This is a genomic window from Streptococcus rubneri (assembly GCF_004785935.1).
In the GTDB taxonomy this organism is placed as follows: domain Bacteria; phylum Bacillota; class Bacilli; order Lactobacillales; family Streptococcaceae; genus Streptococcus; species Streptococcus rubneri.
Map to the genome: position 1 here is coordinate 153,266 of NZ_SRRP01000001.1, position 22,233 is coordinate 175,498.

The 22,233-nt window shown below is 41.1% G+C and carries 19 protein-coding genes; 16 read left to right on the top strand and 3 right to left on the bottom strand.

Annotation, left to right across the window (positions count from 1 at the left end):
- Positions 1-69: 69 nt before the first annotated feature.
- The 14 genes from E5S68_RS00940 to E5S68_RS01005 all read left to right on the top strand — a co-directional run bounded on the left by E5S68_RS00940 (position 70) and on the right by E5S68_RS01005 (position 16,821).
- On the top strand, positions 70-813 hold the full coding sequence (locus tag E5S68_RS00940) for a lysophospholipid acyltransferase family protein (RefSeq protein WP_135781969.1): 744 nt from the start codon (positions 70-72) through the stop codon (positions 811-813).
- Between the two features lie 115 nt (positions 814-928).
- Positions 929-1,603, top strand: a complete 675-nt coding sequence (locus E5S68_RS00945; protein WP_135781970.1) for a helix-hairpin-helix domain-containing protein — start codon at positions 929-931, stop codon at positions 1,601-1,603.
- Positions 1,587-3,827 (top strand): DNA internalization-related competence protein ComEC/Rec2, encoded by a 2,241-nt coding sequence (locus tag E5S68_RS00950; RefSeq protein ID WP_135781971.1) that lies wholly within the window; start codon positions 1,587-1,589, stop codon positions 3,825-3,827. Before E5S68_RS00945 ends, E5S68_RS00950 begins: the two co-directional genes overlap by 17 nt.
- Positions 3,828-3,888: 61 nt before the next feature.
- Positions 3,889-4,551 (top strand): DUF805 domain-containing protein, encoded by a 663-nt coding sequence (locus E5S68_RS00955; protein WP_135781972.1) that lies wholly within the window; start codon positions 3,889-3,891, stop codon positions 4,549-4,551.
- On the top strand, positions 4,529-5,566 hold the full coding sequence (gene holA / locus E5S68_RS00960) for a DNA polymerase III subunit delta (RefSeq protein ID WP_135781973.1): 1,038 nt from the start codon (positions 4,529-4,531) through the stop codon (positions 5,564-5,566). The genes E5S68_RS00955 and holA overlap by 23 nt, the downstream gene beginning before the upstream one ends.
- Positions 5,567-5,637: 71 nt before the next feature.
- The gene (sodA, locus tag E5S68_RS00965) at positions 5,638-6,243 is read left to right on the top strand and encodes a superoxide dismutase SodA (protein ID WP_135781974.1); all 606 of its coding nucleotides are present in this window, start codon (positions 5,638-5,640) and stop codon (positions 6,241-6,243) included.
- Positions 6,244-6,441: 198 nt separating this feature from the next.
- The gene (locus E5S68_RS00970; RefSeq protein WP_135781975.1) at positions 6,442-7,914 is read left to right on the top strand and encodes a helicase HerA-like domain-containing protein; all 1,473 of its coding nucleotides are present in this window, start codon (positions 6,442-6,444) and stop codon (positions 7,912-7,914) included.
- A 173-nt stretch (positions 7,915-8,087) separates the two neighbouring features.
- Complete coding sequence (locus E5S68_RS00975) at positions 8,088-9,143, top strand: serine hydrolase (RefSeq protein ID WP_135781976.1); 1,056 nt, start codon at positions 8,088-8,090, stop codon at positions 9,141-9,143.
- 280 nt (positions 9,144-9,423) lie between these two features.
- The gene (locus tag E5S68_RS00980) at positions 9,424-10,110 is read left to right on the top strand and encodes a Crp/Fnr family transcriptional regulator (protein ID WP_135781977.1); all 687 of its coding nucleotides are present in this window, start codon (positions 9,424-9,426) and stop codon (positions 10,108-10,110) included.
- Positions 10,111-10,376: 266 nt separating this feature from the next.
- A complete protein-coding gene (arcA, locus tag E5S68_RS00985) occupies positions 10,377-11,606 on the top strand; it encodes an arginine deiminase (RefSeq protein WP_049514063.1) in 1,230 nt (409 codons plus the stop codon).
- Between the two features lie 95 nt (positions 11,607-11,701).
- The gene (argF, locus tag E5S68_RS00990; protein WP_135781978.1) at positions 11,702-12,718 is read left to right on the top strand and encodes an ornithine carbamoyltransferase; all 1,017 of its coding nucleotides are present in this window, start codon (positions 11,702-11,704) and stop codon (positions 12,716-12,718) included.
- An 85-nt stretch (positions 12,719-12,803) separates the two neighbouring features.
- Positions 12,804-13,748, top strand: a complete 945-nt coding sequence (gene arcC, locus E5S68_RS00995) for a carbamate kinase (protein ID WP_135781979.1) — start codon at positions 12,804-12,806, stop codon at positions 13,746-13,748.
- 202 nt (positions 13,749-13,950) lie between these two features.
- Positions 13,951-15,462 carry a YfcC family protein gene (locus E5S68_RS01000; protein ID WP_135781980.1) on the top strand — a complete coding sequence of 504 codons (1,512 nt, stop codon included), beginning with the start codon at positions 13,951-13,953 and terminating at the stop codon, positions 15,460-15,462.
- 18 nt (positions 15,463-15,480) lie between these two features.
- The gene (locus E5S68_RS01005; protein ID WP_135781981.1) at positions 15,481-16,821 is read left to right on the top strand and encodes a M20 family metallopeptidase; all 1,341 of its coding nucleotides are present in this window, start codon (positions 15,481-15,483) and stop codon (positions 16,819-16,821) included.
- Between the two features lie 100 nt (positions 16,822-16,921).
- On the opposite strand, the gene E5S68_RS01010 is transcribed toward E5S68_RS01005, so the two are convergent.
- Positions 16,922-17,392: an arginine repressor gene (locus tag E5S68_RS01010; RefSeq protein WP_135781982.1), complete on the bottom strand. Its 471-nt coding sequence runs from the start codon at positions 17,390-17,392 to the stop codon at positions 16,922-16,924.
- A 13-nt stretch (positions 17,393-17,405) separates the two neighbouring features.
- Entirely contained in the window at positions 17,406-18,434 is a 1,029-nt protein-coding gene (queA, locus tag E5S68_RS01015) for a tRNA preQ1(34) S-adenosylmethionine ribosyltransferase-isomerase QueA (protein ID WP_135781983.1), read from the bottom strand.
- A 218-nt stretch (positions 18,435-18,652) separates the two neighbouring features.
- On the opposite strand from queA, the gene E5S68_RS01020 reads away from it, so the two are divergent.
- Positions 18,653-19,354 (top strand): glucosamine-6-phosphate deaminase, encoded by a 702-nt coding sequence (locus tag E5S68_RS01020; RefSeq protein WP_135783079.1) that lies wholly within the window; start codon positions 18,653-18,655, stop codon positions 19,352-19,354.
- Positions 19,355-19,421: 67 nt separating this feature from the next.
- Here E5S68_RS01020 and E5S68_RS01025 read toward each other — a convergent pair whose 3' ends face one another.
- Positions 19,422-20,678 carry an ISL3 family transposase gene (locus E5S68_RS01025; protein WP_135781984.1) on the bottom strand — a complete coding sequence of 419 codons (1,257 nt, stop codon included), beginning with the start codon at positions 20,676-20,678 and terminating at the stop codon, positions 19,422-19,424.
- Positions 20,679-20,885: 207 nt separating this feature from the next.
- Here E5S68_RS01025 and E5S68_RS01030 point away from each other — a divergent pair, with 207 nt between their 5' ends.
- Entirely contained in the window at positions 20,886-22,214 is a 1,329-nt protein-coding gene (locus tag E5S68_RS01030; protein ID WP_135781985.1) for a DUF1958 domain-containing protein, read from the top strand.
- Positions 22,215-22,233: the final 19 nt, after the last annotated feature.

Below are 22,233 nucleotides of genomic sequence, written 5' to 3' on the forward strand. Positions count from 1 at the left end.
CGAAAAGAATTGCGGGGAATAGAAGGATAATGTATAATGATAAAATAAGAGATTTTCAAAGGAGATTGCATGTTTTATACTTATTTGCGTGGTTTAGTAACCTTTATTTTATGGGTTCTTAATGGGAATGCCCACTACCATCATACAGAATTAATTCCCGATCCAGAAGAAAACTATATCCTTGTAGCTCCTCATCGGACTTGGTGGGATCCAGTTTACATGGCCTTTGCGACCAAGCCAAAACAATTTGTCTTCATGGCTAAGAAAGAGCTTTTTACAAATCGCATTTTCGGATGGTGGATTCGCATGTGTGGAGCTTTCCCAATTGACCGGGAAAATCCAGGTGCAGCAGCGATTAAATACCCAGTGAATATGCTCAAGAAAAGCAAACGTTCCTTGATTATGTTTCCAAGTGGAAGTCGTCATTCTCAGGATGTTAAGGGTGGAGTCGCTATCATCGCAAAAATGGCCAAGGTACGAATCATGCCGGTGACCTATACGGGACCGATGACCTTGAAGGGCTTAGCTAGCTGTGAACGCGTAGATATGAATTTCGGCCATCCGATTGACATTTCCGATATTCCAAAAATGAATGATGAAGGAATTGAGGAAGTAGCAAGACGGATTCAAGCTGAATTTGATCGTTTGGATGCAGAGTCTCAAACCTTGCGTAACGATCGTAAACCTTTCATTGTTCTTCGTTTCTTGAAGTTCCTCCTTCTTCCTTTTGTATTAGTAGTTGGCTCCCTCACTCTCTTGTTTAGTTACTTGGCTAGCTTTTTCTGGGATCCAGATAAACATCGGAAGGATTAGAAGCTATCTCTATTCGTCGTTTTCTATAAAGAATTTCAAAATTTCTTGCTGATTTTTTGAAATTCTTTTTTATTTACCTCCTTTTTTACGAATAATAAAAATAAAAGGGGTTTTTATGGAGACGTGGATAGAGAAAATAAAAGAGTTGAAGGTGTTGTTTTCTTTGATAGGAGTGGGGCTCCTAATTGCTGCATTTTTCTTGTTCTGGCCAAAGTCTAGCCCAGAAGCACCAGATAGTTTAGCCTCTCAGCTAGAGCTGGTAGAACAAGAAACACCCATAGAAGAATCGTCGACAAAGTTGCCTTCTCAAGCTAAGGAGGGAAAGACAGAAGCGTCTGGACCAGAAAAAATAATGGTGGATGTGAAGGGAGCCATTCGTCAAGCAGGTGTCTATGAGCTCCCAGCAGGTAGTAGGGTTTATGATGCGATTCAAAAAGCAGGAGGATTAACGGACCAAGCCAATAGCCAATCTGTTAATCTAGCCCAAAAGATTGAAGATGAGTCTGTCGTCTATGTTGCTAAGAATGGGGAGGAAATTGCGCCTGTTCTGTCTCCAAATGCTGGAGCAACTGCGACAGAGAGTAAGTCTAAGGATGGTAAGGTCAATCTCAATACAGCTACGGAGGCAGACTTGCAGACCATTTCAGGAATTGGTCAAAAAAGAGCCCAAGACATCCTTGCTTATCGGGAAGAAAAGGGAAAATTTCAAACGGTTGATGACTTAAAAAATGTTTCTGGTATTGGGCAAAAGACCTTGGAGAAATTAAAAGACCATGTCACGGTGGATTAAAGAAGGTTCAGTCAGTCCCCTTCATCTAGCTCTCCTTATTTTACCCCTCTATTACTGGATCTATACAGGCCATTGGTTAGCTCTTATTCTTTTCCTAGTCTTTTTGGGGCTTGGGATTAAGTCTTATTTTGGCAAAAGATTACTTGGTATTGCGGTCCTGATCTTCTTGATGGGAGGGGTTTTCTATTATCGAGTGGAGCAAGGAAAACAAGAGGAAACAGATCCGAGGGTACCGAAAGCCATTCGGATTCTACCCGATACTATCAAGGTCAATGGAGATGCCCTGTCCTTTCGGGCTAAAGCTGGTTCTAGAATCTTTCAGGTCTTTTACAAGCTTTCTTCAGAAAAGGAACAAGCCTTTTATAAACAACTTAATCAGGGATTGGAACTAACGATTGAGGGGGAGTTGGAGGCTCCAAGTCCCCAGCGAAATTTTAAGGGATTTGACTACCGCTTCTACCTGAGAACTCAAGGCATCTATCATTTGTTAAAGGTCAGTCGGATTTTAGAGAAAAAATCAGTAAGTGGAGGAGATCTGGTAGAAATCTTATCCATATGGAGACGGAAGGCCTTAGTCTGGGTTTATCAGCACTTCCCTCAACCTATGAGTCACTACATGACGGGCCTCCTTTTTGGATTTCTTGATATTGAATTTGAAGAGATGAGCAATCTCTATTCTAGTTTAGGGATTATCCATCTCTTTGCCTTATCTGGTATGCAGGTTGCTTTCTTTTTGGATACTTTTCGCCGTTTCTTTCTCCGTCTAGGCTGGGAGCAAGATAAGGTCGCTTACTTGCTTTATCCTTTTTCCCTTATTTATGCGGGAATGACTGGATTTTCAGTCTCAGTGGTTCGTAGTCTCTTGCAAAAATTATTAGCCCAGAATGGCTTCAAGGGAATGGATAATATGGGAATGACCTTCCTCTTACTTATCCTTTTTATCCCCTCTTCTTTATTGACTGCTGGCGGGCTTTTATCTTGTGCCTATGCCTTTATTCTTACCTTGACATCGTCTGAAGAGGAGGGGGCAGGTGTGCGGAAAATGATAAAGGAAACCTTGGTGTTAACGCTTGGTGTTCTTCCTTTTCTTGCCTTTTTCTTTGCTGAGTACCAACCTTGGTCCATCCCCCTCACCTTTGCCTTTTCTCTCTTGTTTGATCTAGTCCTCTTGCCAGGCTTAAGCTTAGTCTTTCTGCTTTCCTTTCTTTTTCCCATGGTCTTTTGGAATGTTTTTTTCATCTGGATGGAAAAAGGGATGCAGTGGATTGCTGGTCATACTAGCTCTTCTTGGGTTCTGGGGCAACCAGATATTACTTTTCTCTTACTCATCATGTTTTTATTGGGGTGTCTTTATGAATGGGGCAACCATAAAAAGAAGAGGCTGGCCTTGTTCCTCCTCATCGGAGGCTTATGTGCCCTTGTCAAGCATCCTTTAGAAAATGAGATTACTATTATCGATATTGGTCAAGGGGATAGTATCCTATTAAGAGATTGGCAGGGACGGACAATTTTAATTGATACAGGAGGCAAGGTCGAATTTGGACAAACAGAAGCATGGCGGAAGCGTCAATCGTCGACCAATGCTGAACGTACCCTCATTCCCTATCTCAAAAGCCGGGGCATTGATCAGATTGACCATTTGGTGCTAACCCATACGGATGCAGATCATATGGGAGATATGGAGGTGGTTGCTTCGAGTCTTCATATTAAAGAAGTGAATGTTTCAAAAGGTAGTTTAAAGAAAGCAACCTTTGTCAAGAGGCTTGAGCGACTAAAACTTCCTGTAAAAACAGTAGAAGTGGGGGATCGATTTCCTATCTTTGATCGCTTTGTAGAAGTTCTTTATCCAATAGAGGTGGGAGATGGCAGTAATAATGACTCCCTTGTTTTATATGGGTATTTACAGGGAGTTTCCTTTTTATTCACTGGTGATCTTGAAGAGCCAGGAGAACAGATCCTGATAGCTCGCTATCCTCAGTTACCGGTGGATGTCTTAAAGGCAGGCCATCACGGATCTAAGGGATCCTCCCATCCCGCTTTCTTAGACCATATTCATGCTAAAATCGCCTTGGTATCTGCTGGAGAGAAGAATCGCTACCAACATCCTCATCAGGAAACTCTAGAACGATTTAAAGAGTTAGGAATGACGGTTTTTCGGACGGATCAACAAGGAGCTATTCGGTTTAGAGGGTGGCAGAAGTGGATGATTGAGACTGTTCGGTAAGGGCTGTTTGATTTCTGGCTTGAAAATTGCTATGATAAGGGAAGGAAACGAGGATACAAGTATGAAATCATTAAGATTATTTTGGATGCAATATGCTGATTTTACAAGAGTTTCAGATCGTAAAGATTTTTGGATAAGCCAGTTGTGGCATCTCCTTTTTACCTCCCCTTTTTGGATGTATGAACTCGTCCGGTCTTCTGCAACTTCTAATCAAACAGATCAGTTGTCTTCCCTCCAAACAATGGGACTTGCAGAGTGGCTGGCAGTGTTTTTTCTTCTGTATGTCTATTTAGCGTTTGTTCCTCAACAGGCTATAGTGGTTCGGCGTTTAAGGGATGCAGGTTTTCATTGGTCTCTTATTTTACTCTTTTGGGGCCCAATCTTTCTTTACCTCTTGTCTCCAATTCAGATTTTACTGGTCTTAGTGGGGGCTGCAGTCATTACCTTAGCCATTCTTCTTAGTTTTTCAAGTGTAGGCCAACAATCAATCCATGAGGAAGAACAAGAGCCTCTGGCTCCATCATTAGCTGGGAATTTTACTGGCGGGAATCCTTCGAACTTTTCAAGTCCCCAAAGTTTTTCATCAATTCCTAATATGGTCTCTGCACCGCTAGGACCAGTGGAAAAGGCCCCTCTCGAACAAAGAATAGAACTAGAAGAGCAAAACAGCTTGAAGAATGAAAATGAGGTAGCAGGAGAACATGCAAGCAATACAGATGATTAAATCTATTGAATTTCAAGAGCTTCCTGCTGTCCTCGTCCTTTCAGGAGATGATCTGGGGCAGTTTGAGTGGATGAAGGAACAGCTTTTAAAACAAATTGCTTATGATCCCTCTGACTTAAACTATTCCTATTTTGATATGAAAGAAACGTCTTATTCAGAGGTTGAATTGGATTTAGTTAGTCTTCCTTTTTTTGCGGATGAAAAGATTGTTATCTTGGACCATTTTGTAGACTTGACGACTACCAAGAAACGCTTTCTAACAGATGAAGCACTTCAGTCCTTCGAGAACTATCTATCCTCACCTCTAGAGACGACACGTTTGATTATTTTTGCAGAAGGGAAACTAGATAGCAAGCGTAGAATTGTCAAACTCTTAAAACGAGATGCCCAGTTGCTGGAAGCAAATGAATTAAAAGAGCAGGAGCTTCGTGCTCATTTCTTAGAAGAAATCAAGTCTTTAGGTCTAGTAATTGATTCACAAGCTTTCGACCAACTCTTGATCAAATCAGGATTTGATTTCAGTGAAATCCAAAAGAATTTAGAGTTTTTGAAAAACTACAAGGGGGCAGAGACCATTAAGCTGGCAGATATTGAAGAAGCCATTCCCAAAAGCCTCCAAGATAATCTTTTTGATCTCACTCAGATGATTTTAAATAAACAAATAGATGCGGCTCGTGGCTTGGTCAAAGACCTGCGCTTGCAGGGGGAAGATGAGATAAAGCTTTTAGCCATTTTGTTAAGTCAATTTCGTATCTATAACCAGGTTCAACTGTTAAAGAAAGAGGGTCGAACAGAATCTCAGATTGTCTCGGAGCTTTCAGAGGTAACAGGTCGAAAAGTTAATCCTTATCAGGTGAAATTTGCTCTTAGAGACAGCAAAGGCCTCTCGCTTTCCTTTTTAGAACAAGCTATTTGTCTCTTAATCGAAACGGATTACCAGATAAAATCAGGGACCTATGAGAAGGATTACCTCTTTGATCTCGCTCTCTTAAAGCTGGCCAACCCATCTGTGTAAGCAGAATAGTTGAATTAATTAGATGATTGCGTTATCATTTTTATATACATAAAGAAATAGAGGTATTTTCCATGGCAATTATTTTACCAGACCTACCATACGCATACGACGCATTAGAGCCATATATTGATGCAGAAACCATGCACTTACACCATGATAAACACCATCAAGCATATGTAAATAATGCAAATGCTGCTCTTGAAAAACACCCTGAAATTGGTGAAGACCTTGAAACCTTGTTGGCTGATGTAGATGCTATTCCAGCAGATATTCGCCAAGCGCTGATCAACAATGGTGGAGGTCACTTGAACCATGCTCTTTTCTGGGAGTTGATGACTCCAGAAGAAACCGCTCCTTCTGCGACACTTGCAGCCGACATTGATGCAACCTTTGGATCATTCGATGCGTTCAAGGAAGCTTTCACAGCCGCGGCAACTACTCGCTTTGGTTCAGGATGGGCTTGGTTGGTTGTCAACAAAGAAGGGAAGCTTGAAGTGACTTCAACAGCAAACCAAGACACACCAATCTCAGAAGGGAAGAAACCAATCTTGGGCTTGGACGTTTGGGAACATGCCTACTACGTGAAATACCGCAACGTTCGTCCTGACTACATCAAAGCTTTCTTCTCAGTGATCAACTGGAACAAAGTAGACGAGCTTTACGCAGCAGCCAAATAATACGATAAACGGAAGAGGCCTAGAAAGGCCTCTTTTGCTTGCATCTGAATCAGATTGAGAGGGATATTTCTTGCGTTTATACCTGAAAATGATACACTAGAAGAGTATGTGAAAGTGAGGAGAAAGGCTTCCTACATAAGGAAGAAGCCTTGTCACTTTTTCTGAAAAAACTGTGCCTTAACAAAAGGGAGAATGAAAATGACAAGTATTACGATTACAAAAGGAGCAGTGGATACGCCACTTTATCTAAAAATGCTTAACCGCCATGGTTTGATAGCAGGAGCAACCGGAACAGGGAAAACCGTTACCTTAAAAGTAATTACTGAAAAATTAAGTCAGCAAGGAATTCCTGTATTTTTAGCGGATATTAAGGGGGATCTTTCTGGTTTAGCCAAACCTGGACAATGGACGACTAAACTTGAAGAACGGTATCAATTGTTGGGGATTTCAGATCCTTTTGTACCCCAAGCTTTTCCAGTTCGTTTATGGGATGTATTTGGTCAAGCTGGCCATCCTGTTCGAGCTACTATCGAGGGCATGGGGTCTCTCTTGTTGGCGCGACTTCTCGATTTAAATGAAACCCAAACTGGTATTCTAGCCATTGTCTTCAAAGTGGCTAAGGAGAAGAATTGGGCCCTCATCGATTTAAAAGATTTGCAAAGCCTTTTGAAGGAAGTCTACGACCATAGCTCAGAATATTCAGCCCAGTATGGAAATATTACCAAACAATCAGTTGGGGCTATTCAACGGAGTTTATTGGTCTTAGAACAGGAAGGAGCTGACCAGTTCTTTGGGGAGCCAGCTTTAGATCTTCAGGATTTTATGCAGCTCGATAGTAGTGGAAGAGGCTACATCAATATCCTATCTGCTACTCGCTTGTTCCACTCACCAAAACTATACTCTACCTTCCTTATCTGGATGTTATCTCGCCTTTTTGAAACTTTGCCAGAAGTAGGGGACTTGGAAAAGCCCAAATTTGTCTTTTTCTTTGATGAAGCCCATCTTTTGTTCAAGGATGCAAGTAAGCTCTTCCTTGAAAAGGTGGAACAAGTGGTTCGCTTGATTCGTTCGAAAGGAGTAGGGATTTACTTTATCACCCAGAACCCTCAAGACTTACCTGAGTCTGTTCTAGCTCAATTGGGGAATCGGGTTCAGCATGCTTTACGTGCCTATACACCGAAAGAAATGAAGGCCATTAAAGTTGCGGCTCAAAGTTTCCGCCCTAATCCAGCTTTTGATACAGAAACGGTCTTGACCGAGCTTGGTACTGGAGAGGCATTGGTTTCCTTTCTTAATGAAAAGGGCCAACCAAGCGTTGTAGAGCGCTCCTATATCTTGTCTCCCCAATCTAGTTTTGATCTTTTGAATGAAAGTGAACAGTTAGCGTTAATCTCAACATCTCCCTATCATCAAAAGTATGCTGTACGCGTTGACCAGGAGTCTGCTTATGAGAAGTTAGCTGAAAAAACAAATCAGGAAGCAGAAGAAAAGAACAAGGAACAGGAAGCTAAGGAAAAGGCAGCAGAGGAGAAGGCGAGTCAAAAACGTAGTCCAGGACGTCCTCGAAAATCAAGCTTAGAGAAGGCAAAGGATTCCTTTATTAGCTCCTTATTCCGAACCATAGCGCGTGAAGTGGCCAAACTGATTATGGGATCCTTCAAGAAAAAATAGGAATCAAATACTCTCAATTCAGGAGTTGTTGAGGATAGAATTTTGGAGGAAAACTCAGTTCTTGTCGAAAAAGGAAACGGGTGCTGGTGCTACTAAAATTTTTTAGAAGAAATCGTTTTCTCAAACGGAAACTTCTTGTTATTTTAACTAGAATCTTTTATAATTAACTTCATATGAAAAAAATATTTAATGGACGTTCGATCATGATTGCGTTAGGCATTTTGTTGTGCCTAGGGGGAGTGGGAGCTTTAGGTTACCTGCACCTCAACCAAGCAACTGCATCAACTATTGCAAAAAAAGAAAAAAATACAAAAAAACAGGATTCTGAACAGGGGAAAAAACAAACGCAACCTCCTCGTGTCAAAACACCAGAAGAAAAACAGGCTGTGATAGACGAGGATCGAGAAACCATGGAAAGTTTGGGGCTAGTCTATGATTATGCCAATAAAAACTTAGTGGAAGTGGTTCAAGAATACATGGCCCAGAGTGCCATTGAGCCTTCTCAAATTGCTTTCACCTACAAAAACACTGCGACCGGTGAGCAGTTTGCGATGAATGACTTGCAACCCATGACAGCAGGGAGTACTTACAAACTTCCTTTGAATATGTTGATTGTGGATGAAGTGGCTGCAGGGAAATTAAACCTGACGGATCGGTTTGATATTACCAATACCTACTATGAGTATATCGGAGAACATGATAATTACGTCGCGGCCTTTGATGGGGCAATGGCAATTCCAGATATGCAACGTTATTCATTGGTCTACTCGGAGAATACGCCAGCTTATGCCTTAGCAGATCGTCTGGGTGGTATGGATGAGGCGCGCAAATTGTTTAGTCGTTATGGTCAATCACGTTCGAAAGAAGTGAAAACATTCAGTGATGCCAATAAGACAACTTCAGATTACTATATTCATGTATTAGAGTATCTCTGGAACCATCGGGAAAAGTATGCTGACTTGCTTGAATTAATTGGGGAATCCTTCCCAGGAGAGTACTATAAAAAATTCTTACCGAATTTGGTCATTCAACAAAAACCAGGATATGTAGCAGAAGCGCTCAATGTCGAGGCAATTGTTTACGAACAAACACCTTATCTCATTTCAATTTTTACAGCGGGGCTAGGTGGTACCACCCCAGAAAGTGATGAAATCAGTGGATTTGGTATTTACCAATTGGGTGAGCTCTGCTATGTGATTAATGAATGGCACCGTGTGAATATGAATTAGGAAATGGTCTTGTGGCTATGTTTGATAGCTAGCTCTCTGGTAGCTGATGAATACGGATTGAGAGCTATTGAACAAGGATGTGAGCCGTCTTTCCTATAAAAGAAGCTTAGTTCTTTATAGAAGAGAACTGAGCTTCTTTTAGTGTTTACGGGGGTTAAAGAAAGGTAGTAAAAGTCACTTGGCCGATTTTTTTCTACTTATTTAAGAATCATTAACAGAATCTTTGCAGGCCACTAGCGAGTATGTTATAATGACAAAAGAGTTTAAAGAAAGAAAAGTTATGATTACTAAAGAAGCTTATCAGTTGATTCGGTCCCATCCGGCTTTTGCAGCTATTCCAGTGGAAAAGTTTGATAAATTAGCTGTTGAAATTCACCATCGTGAAATTCCAAAGGGACAAATTATATTTTTTGCCGGAGACCGGAGAGATCGTATTTTTTTGTTGCAGGAAGGGTATGTAAGAATTGAACAATTTGATTCCTCCGATAGCTTCTCTTATATGGATTATATTAAAGAAGGAGCTCTCTTTCCTTATGGGGGGATGTTTACGGATGAAACTTACCATTACACAGCGAGTGCCATCACGGCAGTAAGCTATTTCAGTATTCCTGTCGATCTATATGAAGAGTATGCTCAAGCCAATGTGGAACAAGTCCTCTTCATCATAAGAAAATTGTCTAAAATCTTAGAGTTTCAGGAATTACGTCTTCGAAATGTTGTAGCAGCTAGCGCTAGTGATCGCGTTATTCAATCCTTGGCCGTGCTCTGTAAGGATTATCGCCAAGTAGGGAATACAGTTCCCTTTCCAATGAGCATGAAGGAGCTGGCTCGTTTAGCAGCGACGACGAGAGAGACGGTCAATCTTGTCCTTAAGAAGTTGATAGATGAAGAAAAAATCCAATACAAACATAAAATCTTAACCTTTGTGGATCTTTCTTTCTTTTTAGATAGTTTTGAAGAAGCCTAATAGCGCTTCTTTTTTTGTAGGGAGGTCCTATTTAAAAATTTTATTCATCAAACAAAAAAATATTTACCCGCAAAAATAATAAAAAAAGTAAATTACCCAAAGAAAGCGGTTCATTTTTAATAAAAAATGATTTATATTTAAAAAAGTGTCAGATTCTTTGCATTTGGAATGGAAGATTGCTTGTGAAAGCGGTACCAATTGGTGATAAAATGAAGCTTGTAAACGGGATTAGGTAAACTAAACCGCAAGAAGAAGGAGGACTATAGATGTCTACACATCCAATTCATGTTTTCTCAGAAATTGGAAAACTGAAAAAAGTTTGTTTGCACCGTCCAGGTAAAGAGTTGGAAAACTTGATGCCTGACTATCTTGAACGTCTTCTTTTTGATGATATTCCTTTCTTGGAAGATGCTCAAAAAGAACACGACGCATTTGCTGAAGCACTTCGTAACGAAGGAATCGAAGTACTTTATCTTGAACAGTTAGCTGCTGAGTCATTGACTTCTCCAGAAATTCGCGATCAGTTCATCGAAGAATACCTTGAAGAAGCGAACATTCGTGGACGCCAAACAAAAATTGCGATCCGTGAATTGCTTCACAGCATTGAAGACAACCAAGAATTGGTTGAAAAAACAATGGCAGGGGTTCAAAAAGCTGAACTTCCAGAAATTCCTGAAGAAGCAAAAGGATTGACAGACCTTGTTGAATCTGACTATCCATTTGCTATCGACCCAATGCCAAACTTGTACTTCACACGTGACCCATTTGCAACAATTGGTAATGCAGTATCATTGAACCACATGTATGCAGATACACGTAACCGTGAAACTTTGTATGGTAAATACATCTTCAAATACCACCCAGTTTACGGTGGAAAAGTTGAACTTGTCTACAACCGTGAAGAAGATACTCGTATTGAAGGTGGAGATGAGTTGGTACTTTCTAAAGATGTATTGGCAGTTGGTATCTCACAACGTACTGATGCTGCATCAATCGAAAAATTGTTGGTAAACATCTTCAAGAAGAACGTTGGCTTCAAGAAAGTATTGGCCTTTGAATTTGCTAACAACCGTAAATTCATGCACTTGGATACAGTATTCACAATGGTGGACTACGATAAATTCACAATCCACCCAGAAATCCAAGGAAACCTTCGCGTCTTCTCTGTAACTTATGAAAACGAACAATTGAAGATCGTTGAAGAAAAAGGTGATTTGGCTGAATTGCTTGCTGAAAACCTTGGTGTTGAAAAAGTTACATTGATCCCATGTGGAGATGGCAACGTCGTTGCTGCTGCGCGTGAACAATGGAACGACGGATCAAATACTCTTACAATCGCACCTGGTGTGGTAGTAGTATACGACCGTAACACTGTTACGAACAAGAAATTAGAAGAATACGGACTTCGTTTGATTAAGATCCGCGGAAGTGAATTGGTTCGCGGTCGTGGTGGACCTCGTTGTATGTCAATGCCATTCGAACGTGAAGAAATCTAATCATCCTTCTTCAGGTTAGACGGGCTCAGTGTCTAAACTGAGCCCTCTAAACTGAATGACAGGATCCTATCATGCATAATTAAAGGAGATAATTAATGACAACTTCAGTATTCCAAGGGCGTAGCTTTTTAGCAGAAAAAGACTTTACACGTGCAGAGTTAGAATACCTTATCGGACTTTCAGCTCACTTGAAAGACCTTAAAAAACGCAACATCGAACACCACTACCTTGCTGGTAAAAACATTGCGCTTTTGTTTGAAAAAACTTCAACTCGTACTCGTGCAGCCTTCACTACTGCAGCCATCGACCTTGGTGCTCACCCAGAATACCTAGGTGCAAACGATATCCAACTTGGTAAAAAAGAATCTACAGAAGATACTGCAAAAGTTCTCGGACGTATGTTTGATGGTATCGAATTCCGTGGATTTAGCCAACGCATGGTTGAAGAATTGGCTGAATTCTCAGGTGTTCCAGTATGGAATGGTTTGACTGACGAATGGCACCCAACTCAAATGCTTGCTGACTACTTGACTGTTCAAGAAAACTTTGGACGTTTGGAAGGTTTGACACTTGTATACTGTGGTGACGGACGTAACAACGTTGCAAACAGCCTTCTTGTAACAGGTGCTATCCTTGGTGTGAACGTACACATCTTCTCACCAAAAGAACTCTTCCCAGAACAAGAAATTGTTGAATTGGCAGAAGGATTCGCAAAAGAAAGTGGCGCTCATATTTTGATCACTGAAGATGCTGACGAAGCTGTGAAAGGTGCAGATGTACTTTACACTGACGTTTGGGTATCTATGGGTGAAGAAGACAAATTTGCAGAACGCGTTGCCCTTTTGAAACCTTACCAAGTAAACATGGAATTGGTTAAGAAAGCTGACAATGAAGACTTGATCTTCTTGCACTGCTTGCCAGCTTTCCATGACACAAACACTGTTTATGGTAAAGATGTTGCTGAAAAATTCGGCGTAGAAGAAATGGAAGTTACTGACGAAGTGTTCCGTAGTAAATATGCTCGTCACTTTGACCAAGCTGAAAACCGTATGCACACAATCAAAGCAGTCATGGCGGCTACTCTTGGTAACATGTACATTCCAAAAGTTTAAGACTTTATAACCGTATACCAACAGCTATAGGGGCTGGACTGCTAGCTTTAGTCCTGCCCCTATTTTTTATAGAAAGGGAAAATTCATGTCAAGAAAAATCGTCGTTGCTTTGGGAGGAAATGCTATTCTCTCATCTGATCCTTCTGCAAAAGCTCAACAAGAAGCACTTGTAGAAACAGCTAAACACTTAGTTAAATTAATCAAAAATGGGGATGAGTTGATCATCACTCACGGAAATGGTCCTCAAGTAGGAAACCTCTTGCTCCAACACTTGGCTGCAGATTCTGAAAAGAACCCAGCTTTCCCACTTGATTCATTAGTTGCTATGACCGAAGGAAGCATTGGTTACTGGCTTCAAAATGCTCTTCAAAATGCTCTTCTTGAAGAAGGAATTGAAAAAGATGTGGCTTCTGTTGTCACTCAAGTCGTTGTTGATAAGAACGACCCAGCTTTTGTTAACCTCAGCAAACCAATCGGCCCATTCTACTCTGAAGAAGAAGCAAAAGCAGAAGCTGAAAAATCAGGTGCAACTTTCAAAGAAGATGCTGGTCGTGGCTGGCGTAAAGTTGTGGCTTCACCAAAACCAGTGGATATCAAAGAAATCAATACCATTCGTACTTTGTTGAACGACGGTCAAGTCGTTGTTGCAGCCGGTGGTGGCGGTATCCCAGTTGTGAAAGAAGCAGATGGTAGCCTATCTGGTGTTGAAGCGGTAATCGATAAAGACTTCGCATCTCAACGTTTGGCTGAATTAGTAGAAGCAGACCTCTTCATCGTCTTGACTGGTGTCGATTATGTCTTTGTGAACTACAACAAACCAGACCAAGCGAAATTGGAACATGTGAATGTGGCTCAATTGGAAGAGTACATCAAACAAGACCAATTTGCACCAGGAAGCATGCTTCCTAAAGTAGAAGCTGCGATCGCCTTTGTAAATGGTCGTCCAGAAGGAAAAGCAGTCATCACATCACTTGAAAACCTTGGCGCTTTGATTGAGTCTGAAAGTGGAACAATCATTGTTAAAGATTAATTAGTTGATAGTAGGAGGGGGGAGACTAGTCTACATTCTGTTGATCAGCTGACAGACTATTCTCTTTTTTTCTAAAAAAAATTGGGAAAAACTAGTTTTTTACTGGTTAATATGATAAAATGATTCTATAAGAAAGCGTTTTACTTGAGATTGGCTCTTGTAAAACTCACTCAAACTTTGTTGCGTTAGGAGGAGAAAACAAATGAGTGAAAAAGCGAAAAAAGGATTTAAGATGCCTTCATCTTTTTCCGTATTGTTGATTATCATTGCCGTTATGGCAGTGTTAACTTGGATTATTCCAGCTGGTCAATATAAAGTTGATGATGCTGGAGCCATTATCGCAGGTAGTTACGAATCTGTGAAACAAAATCCTCAAGGGATTTGGGATGTTTTGATGGCACCAATCAATGCTATGCTTGGTAAAGCACCAACCAGTGCAGCGATTGACGTAGCCTTCTTCATCTTGATGGTTGGTGGTTTCCTTGGAGTTGTGAACGAAACAGGTACCCTTGATGTGGGGATTGCTTCTATCGTTCGTAAATACAAAGGCCGCGAAAAAATGTTGATTTTGATCTTGATGCCATTGTTTGCCCTTGGTGGTACAACTTATGGTATGGGTGAAGAAACCATGGCCTTCTATCCACTACTTGTTCCTGTTATGATGTCTGTTGGTTTTGACAGCTTGACAGGGGTGGCTATTATCCTCTTAGGATCACAAATCGGATGTTTGGCGTCAACATTGAACCCATTTGCGACTGTTATTGCTTCTGATACAGCTGGTATCTCAAGTGCATCAGGTTTGTTACTCCGTGTCATCTTCTGGGTAGTCTTGACTGCACTTAGCACATACTATGTATACCGCTATGCTGATAAGATCCAAAAAGATCCAAGCAAGTCATTGACTTATGCAACTCGTGAAGAAGATTTGAAACACTTCAACGTGGATAGTGGGGAAGAAATCCCTGCTGAAATGAACAAGAAACAAAAACGCGTCTTGTTCGTCTTCATTGCAACTTTCGTAATCATGGTTGCAGGATTTATCCCATTCAGTGATTTGGGAATTAACTTCTTTAATACCTTCAATGAAACACTTCATAAACTTCCAGTGCTTGGTCAATTGATTGGTAATACTGATGCACTTGGTACATGGTACTTCCCACAAACAGCAATGCTCTTTGCTTTCATGGGTATCCTCATAGGTGTTATCTACGGCCTGAAAGAAGACAAGATTATCTCAGCCTTCATGAATGGTGCTGCAGATCTCTTGAGTGTTGCTCTTATCGTAGCAGTAGCACGTGGTATCCAAGTCATCATGAACGATGGTATGATTACTGCGACTATCCTTCATTGGGGTGAAGAAGGACTTAAAGGTCTATCATCTCAATTGTTTATTATCTTGACTTACATTTTCTACTTGCCAATGTCCTTCTTGATTCCATCATCATCTGGTCTTGCAAGTGCGACTATGGGTATCATGGCACCTCTTGGTAAATTCGTTAACGTACCAGCTAGCTTGATCGTTACTGCTTACCAATCAGCATCTGGTGTCTTGAACTTGATTGCACCAACTTCTGGTATTGTAATGGGAGCTCTTGCTCTTGGACGTGTTGAAATCAGTACTTGGTGGAAATTCATGGGCAAACTTGTCGTAGCAATCGTTGTGATTACTATTGCCTTGCTTCTTCTCGGAACTCTTGTTCCATTCTTACAATAGAATAGGCTAGGTGTTTCCATGAAGTATAGAATCAGTCAAGAAGTTAAAGAGTCTTATCTAAACTCTTTACGAACTATTATTTCTTACCCTTCTGTATTAAATGAAGGAGAAAATGGAACACCGTTTGGACAAGCTATCCAAGATGTCCTTGAGAAAACGTTAGAGATTGCTCAAGAAATGGGCTTTCAAACCTATCTAGATCCTGAAGGATACTATGGATATGCAGAGATCGGTCAGGGGGATGAACTCCTGGCCGTTCTTTGTCACTTGGATGTTGTTCCAGCCGGTGATTTAGAGGATTGGCAAACGCCACCTTTTGAAGCAACCTTGAAAGATGGATGCTTGATTGGTCGCGGTGTACAGGATGATAAAGGGCCATCCCTAGCTGCTCTTTATGCAGTTAAAAGCCTCCTAGATCAAGGAGAGGTATTTACCAAACGGGTTCGCTTTATTTTTGGTACAGACGAAGAAACACTCTGGCGCTGTATGAACCGCTATAATCAGATAGAAGAAAAAGCAGATCTTGGCTTTGCACCAGATTCGTCCTTCCCATTAACCTATGCTGAAAAAGGCCTGCTTCAAGTGAAGCTTCATGGACCAGGGTGGGAGGATCGTCCCTTACAAGCTGGGCATGCCCTCAATGTGGTTCCAGATAAGGCAACTTATAGTGGACAACGCTTGGAGGAGCTTCTACCAGTCATTGAACAAAGTGGAGTAAACTATACAGAAGAGCTAGGAGCAGTAACAGTCCTAGGACTCTCAAAACACTCTAAAGATGCAGCAGAAGGAGTCAATGCGATTGTTGGCTTGGCAGAAAGCCTTTCATTGATCCAGCCCCATCCAGCCCTTCTTTTTATAGCTGATGCTGTTGGAGAAGATGCAACAGGGGGAGCTCTTTTTGGCGAGATCAAAGATGAGCCAAGTGGCACCTTGTCCTTTAATATTGCAACCCTTTCTATTGATGAAGAGCGTTCTGAAATTGGGATAGATATACGGATTCCAGTCTTAGCAGATAAGGATGCTTTGGTTGAGCGGTTGATAGAGCTAGCTTCTAGCTATCAACTTGGATATGAAGAATTTGATTACCTAGCTCCTCTTTATGTTCCACTAGATAGTCCTTTAGTTAGTACTTTGATGGCGGTCTATCAAGAAGAAACAGGTGATCTCACTCCAGCCATGTCTTCAGGTGGAGCCACCTTTGCTCGGACGATGGAAAACTGTGTAGCCTACGGGGCTCTTTTCCCTGGTGCCCTCCAGACAGAACATCAGGCTAATGAACGGACTAAGCTTGAGGATTTGTATGATGCAATGGAAATTTATGCTGAGACCATTCGCCGGATGGCGACCAAGAATGATTAAGATAGATGAAGCCAACTAATCTAGCTTCTCTTACAAATTTTATCAGCAAAATAATAAAAACGTTAGATGTCGAATCAATGAATCAACATCTAACGTTATTTTATTTACTAAAGAAGAAGGGAGGTGTGTATTCTTTTAATTTTTCAAAACAATCCAAGGCACCTTGGTTGTCTTCACAAATAATGAGGCAAACATCATCTCCGCAGACTGTTGCGACGATTTGAGGAAGCTCCAAGGCATCTAGGATCGCTCCAAAGGATTGAGCTAGACCTGGCATAGTTTTGACAATGACTTGATGCTGGACTGGACGCAACATGAGCAAGGCATCCTCCATGTAGAATCGCAGGCGTTTTTCCCAACGGGAAGGGGCAATGCTGTTGATGGCATAATAGGAAGTATCGCCTTCATTAATCTTAACCAGATTCAAGGATTTGACATCTCTAGACAGGGTCGATTGGGTAACGACGATGCCATTGGCCTCAAGGCTCTCTTGGAGTTCTTGCTGGGTACGAATTTTCTTTTCTGAGATGATGGACCGGATGAGGCGATGGCGGCTTTCGATTTTATTCATAGGGTGAACCTCCTTACTTGATAAACATAGCATCTCCAAAACTGAAGAAGCGGTAGCGTTCATCGATAGCATGCTGGTAGGCTTGCAATGTCAACTCACGCCCAGCAAATGCAGAAACCAGCATAACCAGGGTTGATTTCGGTAAGTGAAAATTGGTCGAAAAAGCATCGACGACCTGCCATTGGTAACCAGGCTTGATAAAGATGTTTGTCCAGCCAGAGTCTGCCTGAATATCTCCTTCAAATTTGTTACCGATGGTTTCTAGGGTACGAATAGAGGTAGTCCCTACAGCGACAATTCGGTGCCCCTTAGCTTTTACTTCACGCAGTGTTTGGGCTGCTTCTTCTGAGAGTTGATAGAATTCAGAATGCATCTCATGCTGGTCTAGATTATCCACCGACACAGGACGGAAAGTACCAAGACCAACGTGGAGGGTTAAATAAACTAATTTTACCCCTTTTTCTTTAATTTTTTGGAGGAGTTCAGCTGTGAAGTGGAGTCCAGCAGTTGGGGCAGCGGCAGATCCATTCTCCTTGGCATAAACCGTTTGGTAGCGTTCCTTGTCCTCTAGTTTTTCATGGATATAAGGGGGGAGAGGCATTTCCCCGAGGCTTTCTAAAACTTCAAGGAAAATCCCTTGATAGGAAAACTCAACGATACAGCCACCGTGTTCGAGTTTCTTGATGAGAGTTGCCTCTAAGCGTCCATCTCCAAAACTAACGACAGAGCCCTCTTTGAGACGTTTGGCAGGCTTGGCAAGAACTTCCCACTGGTCTCCTTGAATATTCTTTAAAAGCAAGAGTTCAACATGGCCCCCAGTTTCAGGCTTCACTCCATGTAGTCGAGCAGGCAGAACTCGGGTGTTGTTCATAACTAAGGCATCTCCAGGCTCTAATTCGTCGATAATCGCATCAAAATGCTCATCCACCATTTCTCCAGTTTTATGGTTTAGGATGAGGAGTTTGGAAGCATCGCGTTTTTCTAAAGGTGTCTGCGCTATTAGTTCTTCTGGCAGGTAAAAATCAAAGTCCTGAGTGTTCATCTAGTCTCCTTACTTTCTGTTCTTCTAATTCTTTTCTTTCATTGGGGATCATTGACCTTCATCATTATATCATGAAACAGTGCGGAAACAAAGAAAATGAAGTCCTTGATAGACCATGCCTCTTTTTTGGAAATACCTCCTTTACTAAAAAAGAAAGCACTTGACAAAAATTGGTCTATACCATATAATGAATTTAAGAAAGAAGTGGAGGTCTTATGATGAAAGTTATTGAAGTTGCGAATCAGCTTGAAGGAGGACAAGTTGCTTTTGATCTTTTAAAAGAAAAGTTAGAAAATGGAGCAAAAACTCTAGGACTTGCGACAGGTAGCAGCCCTCTGGAATTCTATCACCGAATGACAGAGAGTGACTTGGATTTTTCAAATTTGGTGAGTGTTAATCTGGATGAGTACGTTGGATTGACAGGAGAAGATCCTCAATCATACCGTTACTTTATGCAAGAAAATTTATTTAATAAAAAACCTTTTAAAATAAGTTATCTGCCAAAGGGAAATGAAGATACTGCAGAAGAAGAAACAGCTCATTACAATGACATTTTGGCCCAAAACCCAGTAGATTTGCAAATTCTAGGAATTGGTCGCAACGGGCATATTGGTTTTAACGAACCTGGAACCCCGTTTGACAGCCAAACGCATTTGGTCCATTTGGATCAATCAACCATTGAAGCCAACTCTCGCTTCTTTGAAAAAATTGAAGATGTGCCAACTCAAGCCATTTCAATGGGGATTGCCAATATCCTAGCAGCTAAATCAATCATTCTCTTTGCCTATGGGCAATCAAAAGCTGAAGCCATTGCTGGTATGATCAAGGGACCAAAAACAGAAAGTTTACCAGCAAGTGCCCTGCAAGATCACCCAGATGTAGTGATCATTGCTGACAAAGAAGCCCTTAGTCTTCTATAAGCTTACCCTTTATGGAACCTATGCTGATTTTACGGCTCTTTGTCAACTGTAGTGGGTTGATGAAAAGTTACAACCTGGAGAGGACCAAATTGGTTCTCTCCTTTTTGATGTTCAAAGCAATTAGAATTCTAGTTTTAAAGTTGTCAAAGTTCCGGAAGCCAAAAGCATTTCGCTTGATGACTTTGATGAGGTTATTTGTGGCCTCAAGTTTTGCGTTTGAGTAGGGAAGTTCCAGTGCATTCATGATCTTGTCCTTATCTTTCAAAAAGGTCTTAAATACAGTTTGAAAAATAGGATTTACAGAAGAAATTGTTTCTTCAATAAGACTAAAGAAATGGTCCGTCTGTTTCTCTTGAAAATGAAAGAGTAGGAGTTGATAGAGATCATAGTGCTGTCTAAGTTCTTGAGAGTATGAAAGCAACTTTTCTAGAACCTCTTTATTGGCCAAGTGTGACCGAAAAATTGGTCGATAAAATCGTTTATCACTGAGTTTACGGCTATCCTGTTGAATGAGTTTCCAGTAACGTTTCAGTGCTTTATATTCGTGTGATCTTCGATCAAACTGATTCATAATTTGGATGCGTATGCGATTCATTGCTCGACTGAGATGCTGGACAATGTGAAAGCGATCAAGAACGATTTTAGCATTTGGAAAAAGTTTTCTGGCAATATCGTAGTAGGGACTAAACATGTCCATAGTAATGACTTTCACGCAACTTCTCACTTGTTTAGAATAACGAAGGAAATGATTGCGAATAGTTGCTTGAGTCCGTCCATCTAGGATAGCCACGATCTTTCTTGTATCGTAGTCCTGTGCAATAAAGCTCATCTTACCTTTCTTGAAGCCGTACTCATCCCAGTTCATATGTTCTGGAAGGTAGTTAAGGTTAGTCTTAAATTTAAATTTATGTAACTGACGAATAACTGTTGAAGTAGAGACGGATAAACTTTCGGCTATGCTAGTCATAGGGACTTTCTCAATCAATTTTTGAGTGATTTTCTGTTTGACGATGGTTGCGATCTGGTGATTCTTCTTGACTAAGGAGGTTTCTGAAACTGCCATTTTCCCGCAGACTTTACAACGAAAACGTCGTTTTCTCAATCGAATGAGAGTCTTGTAGCCCGCACACTCTAGATAGGGAATTTTGGATTCTTTTTGGAAGTCATATTTAGCCATTTGTCCATGACAGCTGTGACACTTAGGTGTAGGGTAATCTAGCTTAGCGATGATTTCTTTATGTGTTCCAGAATCCAGATAATCCAAGATTATGATGTTCTTGTCTTTAATTCCGAGTATGTTTGTGATAAAATTTAATTGTTCCATAAGATTCTTTCTAATGATGGTTTGGTCACTTTTCATTATAGGTCTTATGGGGCTTTTTTTCTACAACAAAATAGACTCCATAATTCCTATGGTGGTTTTACCCACTACAGAAATTATAGAGCCGATTTTACTACCAGGATAGGTTTTTTTATGGCTGAATTTATGGTACAATAGAGAATAAAGTTCTTTATATGAGGAAGATAGATTGTGAAGAAGAAATTATTAGTTTTAGGGATGGTTTTGCTGACCTTGCTCCAACCCCTTGCGATCGCAGCGGATGAGTTGGTTGACTTAACCAAAAAGATGTACCCCAATGACAATGTTCAGGCTTACAACCGCCCTAAATCTTCATTGGTGATTGATGCTAATACGGGAGATGTCTTGTGGAAGGACAATATCGATGAAGTGCGGGATCCGGCAAGCATGAGTAAGCTGATGACCCTTTATCTCTTGTTTGAATCCATGAAGCAAGGAAAGGTCAGTAAGGATGCTGTCGTCACAGCAACTGCTTCAGATCAAGCAATTTCGAAGATCTATGAAATTTCCAATAATAATATTGTTGCGGGTGTGGATTATACGGTTCCGGAATTGATCACTATGACCGTCGTTCCTTCATCCAATGTAGCGACCATTATGCTGGCCAATCTCATGTCCAACAATAATCCAGATGCCTTTATTGATCGCATGAATGAAAAGGCTAAAGAATTAGGAATGACCAATACAACTTGGAACAATCCAAGCGGAGCAGCTATTTCAACCTTCCAAGGTCTCTACAATAGTTATAACTACCCAAATGAGATGGCCAACCAAACGACGGCGCGTGATTTGGCTATCCTGGTCTATCATTTCATCAAGGAATATCCTGATATTTTGAATTATACCAACCAAGCAAAAGTAACGGTTAAAGAGGGAACTCCTTATGAGGAAACCTTTGATACCTATAACTATTCCTTGCCTGGTGCTAAATATGCCCTCAAGGGAGTTGATGGTCTGAAAACAGGATCTAGCCCTCGAGGAGCCTTCAATTACATTGCGACGATTAAGCGTGGCAATCAACGCCTGATCTCTGTTGTGATGGGGGTCGGAGATTGGTCAGACCAACAAGGGGAGTACTATCGTCATCCTTTTGGGAATGCCTTAATTGAAAAAGCGTTCTCAGACTATAGGTATAAGAAACTCTTGGATAAAGGGGTTCAGACCATTGATGGGAAGACCTATACCTTATCGGAACCTTTCTATGCGACGGTTAAGAAGGGAGAAGAATCTCCGAAACTTGTCGTCAAGGATGGCAAATTAGTGGCTGAGAATGAGATGGTGACCTTGTCTTCCAAGATTTCTGATGAGCTACCAGTAACAGAAGGAGCTGTGAGCCAAGAAGAAGGGGCAGCGGTTCCTCAGACAAAGAAGAAGTTTTCTCTTCCTCTTGACCGGTTGGTTATTTTAATTCCGGTTGGAATTATTGGAGTAATCCTCTATCTAGAAAAAGAAAAACGAAAAAAATGGGTAGAGGATGCTCAAAAACGCTATAAGAAATAAGTCTACAAAACTCAGCTGT